Origin of the sequence: Leptolyngbya cf. ectocarpi LEGE 11479 (assembly GCF_015207065.1) — a bacterium.
Classification (GTDB): Bacteria; Cyanobacteriota; Cyanobacteriia; order Phormidesmidales; family Phormidesmidaceae; genus Leptothoe; species Leptothoe ectocarpi.
Map to the genome: position 1 here is coordinate 1 of NZ_JADEXP010000095.1, position 18,105 is coordinate 18,105.

17 protein-coding genes are annotated in these 18,105 nt (G+C 51.7%); 7 read left to right on the forward strand and 10 right to left on the reverse strand.

Going from position 1 to position 18,105, the window contains the following annotated elements:
• A partial coding sequence (locus IQ260_RS12215; protein ID WP_193993388.1) for a hypothetical protein occupies positions 1-515 on the reverse strand: 515 nt, incomplete at its 3' end.
• Positions 516-806: 291 nt separating this feature from the next.
• Here IQ260_RS12215 and IQ260_RS12220 point away from each other — a divergent pair.
• A complete protein-coding gene (locus tag IQ260_RS12220) occupies positions 807-1,133 on the forward strand; it encodes a CU044_2847 family protein (protein ID WP_193993389.1) in 327 nt (108 codons plus the stop codon).
• A 177-nt stretch (positions 1,134-1,310) separates the two neighbouring features.
• Here IQ260_RS12220 and IQ260_RS12225 read toward each other — a convergent pair whose 3' ends face one another.
• The 4 genes from IQ260_RS12225 to IQ260_RS12240 all read right to left on the reverse strand — a co-directional run bounded on the left by IQ260_RS12225 (position 1,311) and on the right by IQ260_RS12240 (position 7,910).
• Complete coding sequence (locus IQ260_RS12225; protein WP_193993390.1) at positions 1,311-3,842, reverse strand: DUF4132 domain-containing protein; 2,532 nt, start codon at positions 3,840-3,842, stop codon at positions 1,311-1,313.
• A gap of 14 nt (positions 3,843-3,856) precedes the next feature.
• Positions 3,857-4,252, reverse strand: coding sequence for a hypothetical protein (locus tag IQ260_RS12230; protein ID WP_193993391.1), 396 nt, complete (start codon positions 4,250-4,252; stop codon positions 3,857-3,859).
• A 151-nt stretch (positions 4,253-4,403) separates the two neighbouring features.
• A complete protein-coding gene (locus IQ260_RS12235) occupies positions 4,404-7,214 on the reverse strand; it encodes a tetratricopeptide repeat protein (RefSeq protein WP_193993392.1) in 2,811 nt (936 codons plus the stop codon).
• Between the two features lie 171 nt (positions 7,215-7,385).
• On the reverse strand, positions 7,386-7,910 hold the full coding sequence (locus IQ260_RS12240) for a pentapeptide repeat-containing protein (protein WP_193993393.1): 525 nt from the start codon (positions 7,908-7,910) through the stop codon (positions 7,386-7,388).
• Between the two features lie 241 nt (positions 7,911-8,151).
• On the opposite strand from IQ260_RS12240, the gene IQ260_RS12245 reads away from it, so the two are divergent.
• Positions 8,152-9,681 carry a SagB/ThcOx family dehydrogenase gene (locus IQ260_RS12245; protein WP_193993394.1) on the forward strand — a complete coding sequence of 510 codons (1,530 nt, stop codon included), beginning with the start codon at positions 8,152-8,154 and terminating at the stop codon, positions 9,679-9,681.
• Here the strand turns inward: IQ260_RS12245 and IQ260_RS12250 are convergent.
• The 3 genes from IQ260_RS12250 to IQ260_RS12260 form a co-directional block, all read right to left on the reverse strand.
• Positions 9,678-10,550 carry an NAD(P)-dependent oxidoreductase gene (locus IQ260_RS12250; RefSeq protein ID WP_193993395.1) on the reverse strand — a complete coding sequence of 291 codons (873 nt, stop codon included), beginning with the start codon at positions 10,548-10,550 and terminating at the stop codon, positions 9,678-9,680. The two genes, IQ260_RS12245 and IQ260_RS12250, sit on opposite strands and share 4 nt — an antisense overlap.
• Positions 10,551-10,710: 160 nt before the next feature.
• Positions 10,711-10,947 carry a hypothetical protein gene (locus IQ260_RS12255; protein WP_193993396.1) on the reverse strand — a complete coding sequence of 79 codons (237 nt, stop codon included), beginning with the start codon at positions 10,945-10,947 and terminating at the stop codon, positions 10,711-10,713.
• Between the two features lie 186 nt (positions 10,948-11,133).
• Positions 11,134-12,039 carry a formylglycine-generating enzyme family protein gene (locus IQ260_RS12260; protein WP_193993397.1) on the reverse strand — a complete coding sequence of 302 codons (906 nt, stop codon included), beginning with the start codon at positions 12,037-12,039 and terminating at the stop codon, positions 11,134-11,136.
• A 345-nt stretch (positions 12,040-12,384) separates the two neighbouring features.
• On the opposite strand from IQ260_RS12260, the gene IQ260_RS12265 reads away from it, so the two are divergent.
• On the forward strand, positions 12,385-12,993 hold the full coding sequence (locus tag IQ260_RS12265; RefSeq protein WP_193993398.1) for a cysteine dioxygenase family protein: 609 nt from the start codon (positions 12,385-12,387) through the stop codon (positions 12,991-12,993).
• Here IQ260_RS12265 and cutA read toward each other — a convergent pair.
• Together cutA and IQ260_RS12275 are read right to left on the reverse strand one after the other, a co-directional pair.
• A complete protein-coding gene (cutA, locus tag IQ260_RS31875) occupies positions 12,985-13,272 on the reverse strand; it encodes a divalent-cation tolerance protein CutA (protein ID WP_193993402.1) in 288 nt (95 codons plus the stop codon). The two genes, IQ260_RS12265 and cutA, sit on opposite strands and share 9 nt — an antisense overlap.
• Entirely contained in the window at positions 13,194-14,117 is a 924-nt protein-coding gene (locus IQ260_RS12275; RefSeq protein ID WP_228015928.1) for a pentapeptide repeat-containing protein, read from the reverse strand. The genes cutA and IQ260_RS12275 overlap by 79 nt, the downstream gene beginning before the upstream one ends.
• A gap of 228 nt (positions 14,118-14,345) precedes the next feature.
• On the opposite strand from IQ260_RS12275, the gene IQ260_RS12280 reads away from it, so the two are divergent.
• The 4 genes from IQ260_RS12280 to IQ260_RS12295 form a co-directional block, all read left to right on the forward strand.
• The gene (locus tag IQ260_RS12280; RefSeq protein ID WP_193993400.1) at positions 14,346-15,218 is read left to right on the forward strand and encodes a DUF3598 family protein; all 873 of its coding nucleotides are present in this window, start codon (positions 14,346-14,348) and stop codon (positions 15,216-15,218) included.
• A gap of 98 nt (positions 15,219-15,316) precedes the next feature.
• Positions 15,317-16,873 (forward strand): FAD-dependent oxidoreductase, encoded by a 1,557-nt coding sequence (locus IQ260_RS12285; protein ID WP_193993401.1) that lies wholly within the window; start codon positions 15,317-15,319, stop codon positions 16,871-16,873.
• Positions 16,825-17,691 carry a SirB1 family protein gene (locus IQ260_RS12290; protein ID WP_228015923.1) on the forward strand — a complete coding sequence of 289 codons (867 nt, stop codon included), beginning with the start codon at positions 16,825-16,827 and terminating at the stop codon, positions 17,689-17,691. The genes IQ260_RS12285 and IQ260_RS12290 overlap by 49 nt, the downstream gene beginning before the upstream one ends.
• 122 nt (positions 17,692-17,813) lie before the next feature.
• Positions 17,814-18,105 (forward strand): HisA/HisF-related TIM barrel protein (locus IQ260_RS12295; RefSeq protein WP_265579511.1); only part of this gene is annotated, 292 nt, incomplete at its 3' end.

Sequence of the window (18,105 nt, forward strand, 5' to 3'; positions counted from 1 at the left end):
GTTGAATTCTCTAGAGCGTCCCAGTCATCCAGATTCCATCCTTGCTCATTGCTAAGATAGTCTTCGGCAATGGTCTGGGCAGCTGCCAGGGTAAGTCTAGCGCCCGGTGCGGTTTCAGGTAATGTGTGGCTATAGCTAACAATGTCACCGGTTGTTGAAACTGAGATATAGAATTCTTCCTGCTGGGACGGTTTAAACCAGCGAATATTCCAGTAGTAGATAGGAAGGTTTTTATCTTCGATCAGGCGATTGGTTTCTGGAATTCCCAGGGTTTGTTGTAGGTAAACCGATGCCATCCAGTCTTCGTTAAATCGTTGAATGGATTGGTACTGGTCAAAATTGTCCTGACTATACGTCTTTAAATAAGTTTGAGCGGTTTGATAAATGGTCTGACGCGGGACGTTGAGATCAATGGCAGCGCTGGGAAATACTCGCTGACTGAGGAGTATGGCAATGGTAAAGCCGATGATGCCGAACAGGGTGATCAGCCGGTCCAGTTTAGATCGTAGTAGCATTCTGTAGCCTGATGCAGGAACTGTATATTCTAGGCTACAGAATGTCCCCTTAAAGCCACAGCTGGTTTAGTCATAACTATCTTGGGGAGAAGTCATAAATTTTGGCTGATTTGCTGGATTAAGCCATATTGACTGGCACTATTAATGTCTGTTTATGGGGCGGGGAGTGCGATCGCAAACGATGTTTGCAGCATACCTGCGTAATTATGGCTGCCCTGACAAAATATTGCTAATGGGTTAGACCAACGACGGTAAGCAGGCTATAACAGGAAAAGTTGATTTTAAGCTGTTATGACCTTTCCTACTCAGACAGTACCGGTAGAGCTAGAAGACGGTTCGACGATATATGTAAAGGTTGATGCGCCCATGGGACGGCGGGATGTGTCCGGTGGTGGTCTAGGGCAAACAAAATCGTTTGAACGGGTAACGTCGTCGATTGAGAATATTGTCAGAGCGATCGCAAAACCGGTGAATGCCGCGAAACCCACTAAGGCCAGCGTAACATTTGGGGTAGAGCTGGAGGTTCAGGAAGGCTTACTGGTTGCCGCGCTGGCGAAGGGGACAGGTAAGACCAGTCTGGAGATTACGTTGGAATGGGAAAAAGGTGAGAAAAATTAGATGGAACACCCTTCGTACAGGGGGGTAAATTCCTTGCTGATATTTCTGAAATGGGCCAATTGCCTCAATTACCCACCGTTCAACATCGGTCAATATGGTGATGGTTATCGACTGTTGGGTTGCGGGTGATGCAGCACCGGGTATCGATTGTTGGGTTTCGCAAAGCTCAACGCCAACCTACGGGTTAATCTGACTCAAAATCGTCTGATCGGTAATCTTTGTATCCGCTGCCAGCAAAAACGCCTTACTCAAAATCAAGGCCAGGGTCTTATCTCCCTCAAACGGCAAAAACACCTGATCCGCCGCACTCTTGCCCGCCCTAACAATGCACAAATACTGATCATTAGGCTCCATCAAAATATTCCCACTGCCCAAATGAATTTTGTACGTGCGTATATCCCCCCTCACCAACAAAAACCGCTCCTGAAACGAACAGCGATCCGCAATCTTCTTCAGCTTTGGCACCAAATTCTCCAACACCTGTCGTCGCGTCTGGGCCGTCGCCGACAGCTCCCCAAACGAATAATCATGCCAATAGTCATAATACTGTCGTCGCCCTTCAGCGCCGCCATCGGTCCAGTTCGGGTCGTTGCCTACGCTGGCCACACCGACAAACAAATCCACATCTCGCATAACCTCGGTCAGCACCAAGGCCGGAATCTCTGTTAAGAGTATGGGTTCTGCTGCAGTACTGCCATAGTCACCATAGCCCCCACCTCCTGCGTGAGCATAGTTACCACCCGCATCAATCGGGTAAAACCTCACCTGGTCTGTCGCCAAATATAGATAGCTTCCCGCCTCGGTGGTATCGGTGCCGTAGTCATCACCCACACCCTCAATCCAAAACTCCGCCCGAAAATCCCACTTGGGCAACAGCAGCCGTGCCGGTTCGTAAGAGTCATCTACCATCAACCGCAGCTGGTTCTTCCAGCCCCGCTGGCCACAGAGCGCATTAAACTGATGCTGTTTGATAATATGGGCCGCAAACCGATTGGAGTAAATACGAGTGTTTTCCTCGGCAGCGGTGAGTAGATAAATCTCCCGGTGGGCCTGCTTAAACGGCTGTTGGATTTGATGAGTCACCAACCACTGACGCCAGGCTTGGATTGTTTCAGTAGAGGCCGTAATCGGATGCCAGAGACTAACGCGGGTATCATTTGTCAGCCAGTCTATGAATTGACCGTCCAGATTGACTAAATTTGTCTTAATCTCGTTGAGGGGGCCATCGCCCTCAAACCAAATACCAACAGCATGTTTCCCATCATCCTCAAACTGCCAGAGAATGCGTCTAGCCAACGTTCCCACCAGCGGATGATTGAGATAACGTTCCTGCCAGGTGGCCAAATCCCAGGTCTTTTGCTGTAGATAAAACGCCTCGATCCGATCTCTCTGGGCGGGCAGCATTTTCTGAATATCTTTTGCTGCCTGTTTCAGCTCTTTCAAGTCCTCTCCATGGTTATCCTTAACCGCTTTTGGCACTGACTTTTGCACATTGCCATCAGGCTTAATCCACCGCAACACTGTACTGCTGGTCCCGGTTACCTCCAGCTCGGCGGTAAACTCTCCCAACGACTCTCGCCGCACGCCTACCTCACTCAAACCATAGGTGGGTACCGCCAACTCTTCAATTTCTTCGCGGGGTAGACCCTCTCGCTCAGCAGCTGCCGTTAGGGCTTTTTCAATTCCCTTTTGAGCTGTACCAAATTTTACCTTCACCTTTAACAACGCCAGCTGACCGATGGCCTCAGCCGTTGGCATTTGCCCTAAGGCCCATACACAGGCATTGCCCAGTTTTACACAGCGGGGACCAATGCCAGAAATTTTGCGGTAGGCGGAGACAGCAAGTTTCCCTAGGGCACGGACAAGCTCTCCTTCAGTCTGGTCGCTGCAGAGCCACGCCAGCCCCTTAAGAATGTCGGCATTTTGGTCTTGGATCACATCGTCACCACCGCGCCAGCCGGGCAAGGGCTGTGTGCGAGGCCGATCTACCAGGGGAAACCACTGTAGCAAACACTGTTGAAAGGCATCCACACCCACGGCCTGGCGCCAGGGGGTGGCCAGCTTGAGCCACTTGGCCGTGGGTTTACCGCCAGTCGCTGTAGAACAAACTTCGATGAGCTTGATCCAAGCGGAGCGTTTGGCCTCGGGCAGGGCTTCGATGGTCTGTTTAGCGGCATCAGACCAGGCGTCTCCATGATTCATCACCAGGGTCTCAGTTTCGGCAGAGATCAGCAGACGCAGCTGGCTGGCGGTCTTGCGCTCATCTCCGTAGCCCTGGGACCAGCTGTCACAGATTGTTTCAACAGCGGTCTGTAGTTCAGATGTTAGGTCATTGTCTTGTAGGTAGTTCCGTACCAGCTTTTTAATGGGGGCATGCCAATACCAGCTATGGAAGCGTTGCTGTTGGCATGCGTCTAGAAATTCAATTACTCCTGCTGCGGTAAAGGGTAATTTACGATTGATGATCAGCAGGATGACATCTAGAAGGTGTCGAGCAGTTTGCAATGCGTTGGAGGTATTGTCTTCGTCGTACAGAGCTGTTTGTTGTTGATAGGTGCTCACCATGGCGAGGGCTAACTCGGCCTGTTCGGCTCGACTGAGCTTAGAAATGGTGTCCCAAGTCTCAGATTGCTTAAAGTTAGAACCGATATAGCCGTCTGGATACTCCTGAAGAACGGTCTGAAGAATGTCAGTGTGGTTTGTTGTCATTATGGCCCTTCTAATTAACCGCCTACTAGGGGTACCAGCTTCATAAAGGTGACCGCTGTGTCGGGGGCAATGATAATCTCTTCCTCTAGCTCCGTTACCTGTTCGTCATTGACTAAGATGATAAAGCCGTTGCTTTGAAAGGCGGTAATGGCCTTTTCAAACTGTATTTCCCAGTTGATTTTGCGTGGTTTGCGTAGCTTGTAACCATTGAGGGTGTGTTCTGTTTCGGTGGGTTGCACTAACCCCTTGAAGAATTCTGGCTGCTGGGTATTAAAGTCTTTGACTTCCTGGTAAACCCGACTGCGGATGAGTTCACGCACCGTGATGTGTTCGGTTAAGAAGTTTAATACCAATGCGGGACCGTTTTCGCCTAGGGTATTGGTATCGTGAATATTTAAGCGGTTTGCCATGGGTGTGAGGGTGCGATCGCTAAAAAGATCAGACTTTAAAGCAGCTTACCCAGTTCCTTTTTCTAGCGATCGACCGTAGATCCGGGCTTCGACTTCGCTCAGCCCTCGGGCGACTCTAGCTAGCTGAGCGAAGTCGAAGTCAGTACCACCTCTACGCCACCAGTTCCTTAAACCAGTTATCCTGCCAAATATCTTCAAAACTCTCGTCTGCCTGGGCTTCTTCCTTATATCTCGGGTCGATCTGCACCGCTTTTTGCAAATTCTCTAAGGATTTATCGGTCTCTCGCTGCAGGGCGTAACAAACCGCCTGATTGTAATATGTCTTAGCGTAGCCCGGATTTAGCTCTAGCGCTTTCTCAAAGCTCTTGAGCGCATCCCGGTCTCGACCCAGTTTTACCAGTGCCAGGCCGCGATTATCCCAGGCTTTAACCAAGTCTGGCTTAAACCGGGTGGCCTGCTCAAATGAGGCCACGGCCTCTTCAAACCGTTCTAGCTCCAGCAGCGCCAGACCGCGATTTAGCCAGGCAACACCGTCGTTTTCTTGGATTTTAACGGCCTTATCAAAGGATTTAAAAGCTTCTTCGGCCTGTTGCAAAATGCCGTAGGCGACGCCGCGATTGACCCAGGCTTCATGGTAGGTAGGGTTGAGGGCAATGGCCTTATCAAAGGAGATGATGGCTTTTTCGCGCTGCTTCAGACGGCTGAGCACCATGCCTTTGTTCAACCAGGCCCTGGGGTCAGTGTCATTCATGTCAATCACCCGCTCAAAGGTGGCCAGGGCGTCTTCATAGCGGCGCAGTTCTCGTAGGACTAACCCGCGCTGATACCAGGCGTCTTGACGCTGAGGGTCTAAGTCAATCACTTTTTGCAGGGTCGCTAGGGCCTCATCCCGACGCTTGAGCTGACCCAGAGGTTTGCTACGGGCTAACCACAGCTCAGCATTACTGGGCTGAATTGCTAAGGCTCGATCATAGGTGGCAATGGCCTCTTCTAGGTTGCCTGCTTTAATCTGACCTTCGGCCTCAGCCACCAATTCATCAATGGTTTCAAATAGCTCAGGGCGGTTGGACTGCAGCCGCGACAGCCGGTCGGTTAGGCTTTGCAGCTGAGTCTGGGCCGTGTCCACAAAGGAGTCGGCTACGTATTCGGGGGACACTTCCCCCAGCTGACGCATAATCTGGTCTTTTTGGACTTTGGCTTCGGTTTGCAAATCTTCTAGCTGCTGGCCAAAGCTTTGCTTGAGCTGCTCTAGGTCAGTAGCAGTGGCGGACTGCTCACCTTCAAATTTGGCTTTGAGGTCATCTAGGGCGTTGGCAAATCGTTCGGCAATTACCAGCAGCCGCTGCTGGGCTTCCTGCTGACGACCACGGGCGGCCTCGGCTAGCTCGCTAATCTGATCGCCCAGGCTGGCGTCAAATTTGTCTAACTTGTCGATCACTACATCGCGGCGGCCAAAGACCACATCGCGGACTTCTCCTAGCTGCTGGGTAAATTCACCCTCTAGACGGCGCAGACTCTGGAAGGACTGCTCTTGTTGTTGGGTAATACTGGACTGCAGCTCGCTAAGCTCACGGTTAAATGCACTGGCGGCGGTTTCAATGGTTTGCAGGGTGCGAGCTTGATGATCGCCAGATTCACTTTGTAGCTGGTTGAGCTGGTTGGAAAAGCTATTGGCAGTCTGCTGTAGAGCGCGAAATGACTCGTCCCGTTCCAGGCTCAGATCGCCCTGCAGCCGGTCTAACTGATTCTTGAATTCGGCGGCTACCTGGTCCATATCGCCTAGCAGCACACCTTTACGGCCTTCCACATCGACCCTGAGGGTGGAAAACTGGGTCAAAAAGTCGTCGGTGGACTGGCGCAGCTGCTGCATCAGGTCAGCCTTACGACCTTCGGTGTCGTTGCGCAGCTGTTGAAACTGCTGTTGCAAGTCGCCCACTGAGTGTTCGATGGTTTGTAGGGCTAGTTCCTTATGACCTAGAGCGTTAACCTGCATATCGTTGAGCTGCTGGGCAAATTCTCCACGGTCCTGCTGCATGTCTTTAATGATGCTGTCGCGCTGCTGCTCTAGCTGACTTTTCATGGCCTGGCGCAGATCTTCGAGCTGGGGGCCGATGTCTTTTTCTAGGTTGGCTAGGTTCTCTAGCCAGCGATCGCGTTGTTCGATGGTGTCGGCCTGCAGTGTGCCAATTTCATCGGAGAAGATGGATTCTTTGCGTTCTAGCTCATCTAAATAGATACCCTGACGATGATCGGCGGTGGCTTTGAGACCGGAAAGATGATTGTCTAGGGTGGCCTGGGCACTGTCTAACCCCTGGAACACGGACTGCTGCTGACGGCGGGTGTCGGCCTGGAGAGTTTGCAGCTGCTGGATGGCGGTTTGTTTTAGATTGTCTAACTCTTGGAGAAAGTCAGTTTGGGTGCTGCCCAGGGACTGGCGAGCCGTATCCAGTTCGCTTTGCCAGTCTTTAACGGTTTTGGCCTTGAGTTCAGTAATATCGGCTAGCAGTTTGGTTAAGCTGTTGCGCTGGGTGGTGAGGTCCTGTTGAAAACTGCTGGAGCGCTTTACTAGTTCATCGGCGCGGTCGTCGGCTTCTGCCAAAATGGTGTCAATTTTGAGAGTCGCCGACCGGACTTTGCCCTCTAAGTTTTCGATTTCGTTGAGCTGCCCCAGGACGTTCTCGGTCACTTTTTTAGTGACTTCGTTTTCAACAGCACCGCGCATGACCCAGAGCATGGCCATGCCCATACCCAGCAGCAGAATTAGAGCACTGATTAGAACGATGAGTAAAACAACGCTCCAGTTAGCGGTGTTGCTGTTTTGTTGAGGCACAACGGCTGTGTCTGTGGGTGAAGCCGCTGGAGCCGTTTGAGCCAGCCCCGGTTGGATAGGGCTACACATCAGGATCAGCATGAGGGCCAGTCTGGGCCAGTTAGCAGATTTTGATGGTGCGCTCACAGTCATAGGGGCAGGAGTGGGGCATTTAGACTGCTCATAGCATACCTGAGCTAGTGCGGCTTGCCTTGGTGTTTGGGGGGAGATTATGGGCGGATTCCCTGACTTGGCGGTTCGGTTAAAATGCCTTCACTTATCCTGGCTCAAAGTTATCTGGATGTGCAAATTTCATCCAAATGTCTAAACGTCGAAAGGATAACCGTCGGGGTCGATGGTGGTGCGATCGCAAATAGCCCCGCTCAGATCTACCTGCTGGGCACGAAATAAATTAACGCCCCGCAGATCGGCTTTGCTCAACTGAGCCTTGGTCAAAATCGCTCGACTGAGATTGGCCTGGCGGAGATCGGCTCCAGTAAAGTCAGCCCCGGTCAGATCGGCTCCATAGAGGTTGGCCTGTCGTAAACTGGCCTGGCACAGTCGCCCGCCCCGCAAATTTGCAAATGATAATAGGGCACCTGTGAGATCAGCGTCTGAAAAATCAACGGCCTGTAAAAAGGCATTGCTAATATTGGCTCCGGTCAAATTTACCCCGATCAGTCGGCCTCGACTTAGTTTGGTATAGGGCAAATACGCTCCCTGCAGCTGGGCATAGCTGAGGTTGCAATTCCGTAAATCGCAATCAAATAAGTCAGCTGACTCTAGCACAATGTCCTGAAAGTCACGTTTCCCAGCTTGGTAAGCGGCTAAGAATTCATCAACTGTCATACACTTATCTACGTCAAAATAAATTAGATACAGCGAGGGGTAGCCTATCGGCCAACTGAGCTCTAACCCCAAGTGCCCTGGGTGACCGGAGACAATATGTTACAGAATGTAAATTACGATACATATCGTTAAAAACGAGCTTTCTTAAGCGTCACTTAAGGTTTTTGGGGGCATCCTCCTCCCTACGCGTTGATTACGTTGATCCAATCGACGGCTGCCATTTAAGCTGCAATCCCTAACCATGACTGAGGCCTCGCGTTCCCTTGCCCACGAGTATCACCAACGCACCAAGTATTTTCCTGACGCCCTGCCCCAAGGTTCCTTAAATTGGGCCGAGCAGCCTGAGGTGTATAAGACGTATCCGCTGGGTAGTCGGTTTGATCTCCAAGGGTATTTGGGACCCGTAGAAAAGACCGTCGACCAGTGGTGGCAGCGGCTATCGCAGTTTTTGTTCCACAGTTACGGGCTGACGGCCAAGTTCACTAGTACGGCAGGGGATACGGTCTACCTGCGCTCGGCTCCGTCGGCAGGCGCCCTCTATCCGGCAGAAATTTATTTGATTTCGCGGGGTACATCCCAGCTGCCGGCGGGGCTATACAACTATCAGGTCAAAACCCATAGTCTGGTACGGTTTTGGGACAATCATCCGTGGCAGCGGCTGCAGGAGGCTTGTTTTTGGCATCCGGCCCTAGAACATACCCATCTGGCGGTGGTGACCAGTGTGGTATTTCAACGTTCGGTCTGGCGCTATCAGGCTCGGGCCTATCGCCGGGTGTGCCTGGATACGGGCCATCTGCTGGGCAATATTGAGCTGGCGGCCTCGCTGTGTGATTATCGCCCCCATTTGATTGGGGGGTTTGTGGATGATGCGGTCAATGATCTGCTGTATTTGCCCCAGGACCAGGAGAGTGCGATCGCAATTCTGGCCCTGGCGGATCTGCTCCAGGTAGAGCAAAACCTGTCCCGTGGCTGCACGGCCTTACCCAGTGACCCACAGCCGACGACTGATGCGGTGCTTGAGGATGATTGTTTGCTGGGGGCTCTGCACCAGGCCAGCAAAATTATGCCCCAGCCCGATAAAAGTTTGGAGCAGGCTCAGTTGGACCATCCGCCCCAGATTCCTGGCTCCCATGCTGACACTAAGTACGCGTTTCCCTTTGGCAATCATGCCAGCACGGTGGTGACCCCCATTGCCTGGGGGGAGGGTCTAGAGCATTTAACCAAAGCCATGCTCTACCGCCGCTCCACCCGGCGCTATCGGGGCGCAGCGATTTCCCTAGACCCTCTGCGGCAGCTGCTGGACTTTACCTACCACCCCGAACAGTATCGAGATCAGGGGTTCGATGCCCAGCCTGACTATTTTGATCTGAGTCTGATTCAAACGTTCATCGTGGTGCTGGGGGTGAATAATCTGGATACGGGGTGCTATTACTACGATCCGGTGGCAAATACGCTACGGCAGGTGCGGTTTAAGCATTTTCGTCGGGAACTGCATCACCTTTGCCTGCAGCAGCACCTGGGCCGAGATGCCAGCGTGGCGATTATCCATACGGCCAATTTAAAGACGGCCATTGAGCGCCATTGCGATCGCGCCTACCGCTATCTCCACATGGACGCAGGCCACCTGGGGCAGCGGCTTAACCTAGCGGCCACTCGGCTGGGTCTAGGGGTGAGTGGCATTGCCGGCTTCTTTGACGACCAGGTGAATGATGTGTTAGGGATTCCAGAGGATGAGGCGGTGCTGTATATCACCACCGTTGGGGTGCCTTAAATACCCCCATTACCCCTGACACTGCGGGCGATAGCTGACATATCCTCATCCCCAAAGCCCATGGCAATCAGCCCCGTTTCGATCTGTTCCACATAGGCGGCCATGGGCAACGGTAAACCTAGCTCGCGGGCCGTCTCTAAAGCAATCAGCAAGTCCTTGCGATGGAGCCGCAGGCGAAACCCAAGGGGATAGGTATTGTTAAGCATGTTGCCCGAGCGATTAGTAAACGCCCAGGAACCTGCCGCGCCACCGCCCACCGCCTGGACAACTTTGTCCATGTCTAGACCGGCCTTCAGTCCCAAGGACAGTCCTTCTGCAACCGATAGATAGGTACCCGCCACGACGATTTGGTTGATGGCTTTAGTGGTCTGTCCAGCACCAATGGGGCCAACGTGGGTGATGGTTTTGCCCATGGCCTCGAGCACAGGCATAGCGGTGGCTACCTGGTCAGCCTCGCCACCCACCATAATCGAGAGGGTGCCGTTTTGAGCCCCTTCTGAACCACCGGAGACGGGGGCATCCAGCATGGCAATCTGCCGCTCTGCCAGGCGGGCGGCCAGGGTACGGGTGGCGGTGGGACTAATGGTGGACATATCGATCACCAAACTGCCGGGTTTTCCCCCGGCAATTACCCCTTCAGGGCCGAGAACGACGGCTTCCACATCGGGGGTATCACTGACGCAGGTGATGATGATCTCGGCCTCGGCAGCCGCTATGGCCGGGCTGTCAGCGCGCTGGGCTCCGGCATCTACTAGGGGAAGTTCGCGATCGCGACTACGATTATGGACACTCAGCTGATGCCCTGCCGCTAGCAGATTGAGGGCCATGGGCATGCCCATAGTTCCAAGGCCAATAAAAGCCACCTTCATGGAGTAGTCTCCTCAACAATAGGATTACGATTCTTTGCATAAAAGCTCCCAGATAAAACCCTCAGATAAAAGCTCCCAAGCAGAGTTGCTAGGGAGCCATACATGTGAAATATCTGGTTGTTTTTTGAGTTAGTTTTTAACTTGCGCTAGGCGGTATTAGTTAACTGCCAGCACAGGGGTCAGCCGCACAAGGATCAGCTGCACAGGGGTCAGCCGCACAAGGATCAGCTGCACAGGGGTCAGCCGCACAAGGATCAGCTGCAGGAGCAACTTCTTCGGTAGTTGCTGCACAAGGATCAGCTGCACAGGGGTCTGCACCGCCGCCGCCACAACCAGTTAAAACACCAACACTCAGCACAGAAGCAGCAGCTACAGCTGCCAAATAATTAACTTTCATCAGAAGGCTCCTTTTAAAGCATTGAACAGATAATAATGCAGCCGAAACCAAATCGACAAATTAATCCATCAACCATTATGGACCTTAAAGCTGAATTTTGTCTGAATTTTTCCTGAGAAAAGAATTTCAAAAGAGCTGTCGGTCAGGAATTTCACCTTCAGGAATGTCACCTTTGAGGCTCACTGATCAGCGCTGGGCATCTGAAACTAATCGGAATCCAAACAAAATATGGCGATATGTGGTCGGTCGTCCATGACGGTAGGCAGCCCGACAGAATCCTGGTAAATCGTCCCAGGCACAGCCTTTCATGATGGCCCGTTCCTGGCTGTCTTGGGTGTACACCGTGGACGTAAACTCAAAGACGTTGCCTGCCATATCCTCTACCCCGTAAAGGCTCTTGCTCAGGGGATAAGCGCTAATGCGACTGGTGCCTTCTGGACCATTTTTCTGCCAGTTAGTCGCCTGGTCTTGCCAATCACTCCCCCAGGTAAAGTAGCGTCCGTCTGTCCCCCGCGCTGCTTTTTCCCATTCATCCGCTGTTGGCAAACGGTAGGCAATACCGTCCTCTTGGCTTTTCCAAGCAGCATAGGCCAGGGCATCTTTCTGAGAGACCAGCACAACCGGGTGCTGGGCCTTACCTGCTGGGAACTGGTAGCCCCTCCAAAAGTAGGGTCGTAAATCCTGATAGGAATGCACCAGCATATTTTGCTCTTGGTAGTTCTCAGCGGTGATGCCAGGCTGGTGATATCCCGTCGCTAGGACAAATTCTTGATATTCCTCGTTGGTCACTAAGTTGCGACTAATGCAAAAAGCGGCCATGCGCTGATTGCCTTGGTCGGGTTCAAAATCAAACCAGCGTTGCTGGCGTAAGCGGGTCTCTACATCGACCATTTCTTCTGGGGTACTGGCTAGGGCCTCAGCGGATATGCGATAGGCATAATCTCGCTCGGCTTGGTCACTACCGCCGATATAACGTCCGCGCTCGATGTATGCAGAGTCTTCACCACAGCGAGCATCCTGCCCCTCCTGGATCACGCCATTGCCTACGTTTGCCTGTGAATTAGCCTGGCCGCAAGCGGTTACTAAAACCATGAGCAGTGTCCAGGCTAACTGGGGACGAAGGTATTGTTTGAAACGTGAGTTAAGCATGCGTACCAAAAGCGTTCCGAGGCGTTATGTAAAGTCGGGTGCTACGGGAAGAATTCCCTAACGTTGGCACCATTTGCTCTGTTAATCAAGCTATTTATGACTTAAGGATTGGCAATCCTTGATGAAGGTCTATCCATAACTAAAGATCTACCCATAACTAATGTCTGCTGTGAAGGCGCCGCTGTTCCAAGATGAGACATTTCTTTCGTACAACTTTGTTAAAGTTAGGCGATATTCTCGATATGTACTCGTAGCGATATCTTTTTCCCATCTGCCCCCCATCTGCCTATGACCAACCACAACTGGCTAATTACCGATGACGCTCAGCAAACTACATTTGGCAATGCTGATGTTGACACCCCCGAGCGAGTCTATCGGCTCTATCGATTTTTAACGGATTTAGAAGATATTCTAGAAAGCGAGAGTGACGATAGTCTTCGTGTTCAGAAAATCACCCCCCTCGTGCGCCAGCTGCTCACGAGTTCCTACTGGCTACAGATGGAGTTTGACCCGCCTTCACCCAAAACGGGTTGGTCTGTCAAATTTTTATATCGAGAACATAAATTTCCGCTGACGGTGCAAATGGTTGCTTGGGCCCCTGGCCAGGTATCCACCATTCATAATCATGCGGCTTGGGGGATTGTTGCCCTGATTGGTGGCGAAGAAAAAAATCATCTTTGGCGACGCTCGCCTACTGTAGAACAGCCCCATCGCCTAGAGCCCGCAGGAGAACAAATTCTGGTTCCTGGCGATATTATTGGATTTACGCCTGGGGCTATCCATCGGGTCGAACCGCTGGGAGATGAACCCACTGTTTCGTTTAATCTCTATGGGGTAACGGATTATAAACGCCGCTATCAGTATGACGTAGATAATCATACGGCCAAGCTATTTTAGTTGTTCTCTCACCCATTGAGCGTACTCTTGAGTACTCTCAGTTATTGGCACAGCTATAATTTCAGGTAAATCATAGCTGTGCTGTTGAGTGACGTGGGCCACAATTTGTTCAAACAGAGCTAAGTCAGTTTTAATTACCAGCTGGTATTCAGAATCCTGGTGAGTCGTTCCTTTGTTTGAGTTAACAAAAGGACATGGGATTATCTGACCATAGCTGACGGAAACATACCCATATAGAAATTGGAAATCGTAGCTGGTGAATGCTGTGGGATAGGAGATCGGGGTAAAGCCATCGGCTGTCGCTGAGGTGTTCTCGTCCTCTCTCTCAGGCTGTCTGAGGGGAGCGGACCAGTGAGGGTAGCTCCTGTAAAATCGGCCTGGTCGATATTGACTCGACTGAGATCGACATTCTCAAGGTTGGCTCGCTGCAGTTGGGCATGCCGTAGGCTAGCACCTACCAGGTGAGCCTGTTTTAGGTTGGCGTTTTGTAATTGAGCGTAAGCGAAATTGGTCGCCGTGAGATTGGCCTGCTGTAGCTTCACCCCTTTCATATGCGCTCGAGAAAAATTAATCCCGTCGAGATCGCGCTTAGAAAAGTTAAGGCCATTGAGCCGAGCGCCTTCTAAATTTGCCCCCTTAAATTGCACAGCGGTAATATCTGCACCATATAATCGGACATCACTGAGATTTGACCAGGCAAAATTGGCACCACTGAGCTGGGCTTCTCTCAGATTTGCTCCCGGCAGCGCCGTGCTGCAGAAATTGGCACAGCGTAAGTAGCTTTGACGCAGATTGACATGGGCTAATTGGGCACCGCTGAGCTGAGCATGGGAGAGATCGGACTTGACCCAAAATGCACCGCGACCGTTGACCTTAGTAAGATTAGCTCGACTAAAGTTGCTTTCACTTAACTTGGCAAATTGTAGATTGGCCCGTTGGAGCTGGGTTTCAACAAATTGTCCCTTAGTCAGAAAGGTGCGACTGAGGTTAGCGCCGGCTAGATTGGCTCCTGAGAGATCGACATTGACTAATATGCAACCTGACAGATCGGCACCATTGAGGTTAACCCCTTTAAAATTTCGATGTCCTGATTCATACAAACGCAGGAACTCATGAACTCTCATCACAGGTTAGGACCTTAGTGTTTTACTAAATCACTGCCGGAGCTGCCTGGACAGGCACGCTAACGACACATCTTTATAGGTTAGACGGCACCTCGTACAATGGGTGGGTTGGTTGACGTTGGTTGATATACCAACTTAAAACTTAAGAAAGTCTGAATTTTCAATACATTGCAATTGTATGAGTATGCCCGAGAAAATCTCTGTAACTCCTTTGCCCGTTCCAAAAAAATGATCCAGTTTGCCGGTATTTCTATCGAGAATCTATGGACCGCAGACCAGTGGACCTATATCCGTAAGAATGTTGGTGAGTGGCATGGCTCATTTATTCAGTTCTCTCCGGAGGCTGACTGGGTTAGTGAGACTCCGAGTGTGCTTACCCTGGAAGAAGATCGCCTTGACCAGCATATGGTTTTGGTATTAAAACGTACTCCCCAGGGACAGGCTACTCAAACGATGACGCGAGAACTGGGCTATCCCGGTGCCGTTCCTTACATTTGTTTTTTCCCGACGGGAGCATTCTCCCAAGGCGCCATGCAGCGGCGTCCATGGAGCAGTTTTGGTGCTGAGTTTTGTTTGCTGTCTGGCAAGCGTCGCCTGCGATTAGTTCAGCTGTATAACGGTACTGCCAGCGGTGAGCACATCCTGGATTATGTGACACTGATTCCGGAATATCGTCCTGGGGCAGACAACGCCACCCATGAGATCGCCCGATTGAGCCTTGATACTCTTTTAGGCTCATGGCACGGAGACAGGCTTTATCTGCCTGCAACGATGGATCGGCCTCAGGTGAGTACCAGCCATTGGCAGGCTCGGCGTTCGGGTGCTGAGCTTATACTCTCAGGTGATGGAGGGTTGCAGAAATTCACCCCTATCGATCCTGTCGATCAGTATCGCTGGCAGGCCGTTGATGATCTTAAGCATTTATGGCTTTTACCGAGGGGGGTGAGCTGTACTGTTTATCCTCAGCTGCCGTCAAAACACCTGGCCCAGATTGAAGTCTGTTGGTATCTGTCCGACCATCGGCGCCAGCGCATTGTGCGAGATTATGATGCTGAGGGCAACTGGGTGGGAACCGCATTGATGATAGAAACGCGGGGATGATTTTTGCTGGGGTGGGTTGGTGTTTTTGCCCCAATGTTTTTTACCTGGGCTGTGTATCGTTAACTGTCTGATAGCCTCTATTTTCACTGTTTTCTTTTATGTCCCAGACTCAAGCGATTCTCCAATCTTTGCCAGGGAACCCCTACGTTGGTCTCCAGCGGGCCGACGCCCTATGGTATGACTACCGCCACGGCAAGATTCCAATACCGACTGTGGTGTCTACTCAAAGTGAGCCTTTAGGGGTAGAGACTCGCTCTGATCTGTACGATGTGGTTATTTGTGGTGGCACCCTTGGAATTTTGCTGGGAGCCACCCTGGCCCGTCGGGGCTGGCGGGTGCTGCTATTGGAGCGGGGTGTCCTCAGGGGCCGAGAGCAGGAGTGGAATATTTCTCGTAGCGAGTTACGGCTCTTTGTTGAGCTGGGTCTCTTGAGTGAATCGGAATTGGAGAGTGCGATCGCAACGGAATACAACCCCGCTCGGATCCATTTTGATGGGGGTGACGATCTCTGGGTGCGGGATGTTCTCAATGTCGGTATCGATCCGGTGTACCTGCTGGACACTCTCAAGCAGGTTTTTCTGACCGCTGGTGGCGAACTTTTAGAGCAAACACCCTTCTCGAAGGCTCAGGTGGCTCCGGATGGGGTCCTGGTCACGGCGGGTCAGAAATCGTTAGCAACTCGTTTGTTAATCGACACTATGGGACATTTTTCCCCCATGGTGCAGCAGGCTCGTCAGGGACACTCCCCCGATGCCATCTGTCTGGTAGTGGGGACCTGTGCCACCGGCTACAGCAAAAATCAAACCGGTGATTTGATCGCCTCATTCACCCCCATCCATCGCCAGTGTCAGTATTTTTGGGAAGCGTTTCCCGCCCGTGATGGCCGTACTACTTATTTGTTTACCTATCTTGACGCCCATCCTGAGCGGCTGAGTCTAGAAGACCTTTTTGAAGATTACTTTGACCTGTTACCCGCCTATCAGGGAGTTTCCCTGGAGGACCTCAGCTTTAAACGAGCCCTGTTTGGTTTTTTCCCAGCCTATCGGAACAGTCCCCTCCGGTTTCGCTGGGATCGGCTACTGGCTGTTGGCGATGCCAGTGGTCACCAGTCTCCCCTGAGCTTTGGTGGGTTTGGTGCCATGGTTCGACACCTGGGCCGATTGACCGACGGCATTGACGATGCCCTTAAACAGGACCAGCTCAGCGCCTCAGCCTTGGGCTGGTTGCAACCCTACCAGCCTAATATCGCGGTTACCTGGCTGTTTCAAAAAGCCATGAGCCTTTCTGTTGACCAGTCCTTACCCGAGACCCAGATCAACACCCTACTGACCACCATCTTTCAAGACATGGCCGCTTTGGGCGATCCGGTTCTCCGTCCGTTTCTCCAGGATGTTGTCCAGTTTGGGCCTCTGGCTAAAACCCTGCTGCGCACTTCTGTCTATCATCCGATGCTGGTGGCCAAGATTCTTCCCCAGGTTGGTATCCCAGCGGTTTTTGATTGGACCGGGCACTATCTGAGTTTGGCCGTTTATAGTGCGCTCAATCGGATGCTGTCACCGACAGCACCCGATCGGGTGGGCGGTAGTGCCGGTTACTACTGGCGGCGATGGCGAGAGTCGCTAATGTATGGCAGCGGTGGGGACTATTGCGATTAATGTCCCTACATTTTTCCCAGGCTCAACAGCGATTTCGCCATCTGATTACTCAGCCTCGACTCGATCTAGCAGCAACGGCGCTTTGCCTAGCGCAGGAGGTTTATCTAGATCTAGATCCCTCATCGTACTATCAGCAGCTCGACGCCATTGCCGATACCATCAGCCCCCACCTGTCTGCCTATCCCCTCAAGACGATTCAAGCTATCAATCAGCAGCTCTATGCAGAACTAGGCTTTAGCGGTAATCAAATCAACTACTACGACCCCGACAACAGCTATCTCAATCGGGTTCTAGAAAGACGGCTAGGGATTCCCATCACGTTGGCGCTTGTGTACCTAGAAGTATCTCAGCGTTTGGATTTTCCCATGGCGGGTGTGGGCATGCCAGGACACTTTTTAGTCTGTCCGACCGTAGAAAATATGGCGGTATATGTCGATCCGTTTAACCAAGGGAACGTCCTCTTCGAAGCCGACTGTCAGGCAATTTTTCACCAACTGTATGGGGCCAATGCGGCCTGGAATGCTGCCTATCTCAAGCCGATTTCACCCAAATTGCTGTTAGCTCGCCTGTTGAACAATCTGAAGCTGATCTATCTCAATCAGCGTAATTTATCCCGCACATTAGTGATTCTCAACTATCTGCTGCTGCTATTTCCCAACGAACCTGGCAACAGCCGAGATCGCGGTTTGGTTCACTATCAGTTGCAAAATTTGTTGGCAGCCCGTAGCGACCTAGAAACCTATCTGGTCCACAGCCCCAATGCAACCGATCGAGACCAGATTCTGCAGCTTTTGGATAACATCACGGACAATCTCTAGACCTATCGGTTTGATTCTTTACCGGGTGTAAGTGTCAAAGCGCAAAGAGTGCCCAATCTTCCGCACCTCACCTTTTTCTGTACAATTTGAACCATTGCTTGTTCTAACGGTGGACTCTGACTATGGATGTGATCCCTGCCATTGATTTACTTGGCGGTCGCTGTGTGCGTTTATTTCAAGGAGACTATGACCAGTCCCAGGTCTTTGATGAGGACCCGGTCGCTGTTGCTTGTCGCTGGGCTGAGCAAGGAGCCTCTCGTATTCACCTAGTGGATTTAGACGGCGCAAAAGCCGGTAAACCGGAGAACTGGCAGGCGATTACCAAGATTGTTCAGGCCGTTGATGTGCCGGTGCAAGTAGGTGGGGGATTACGCGATCGCAACCGCGTCCAGGCCTTATTTGATCTGGGGGTAC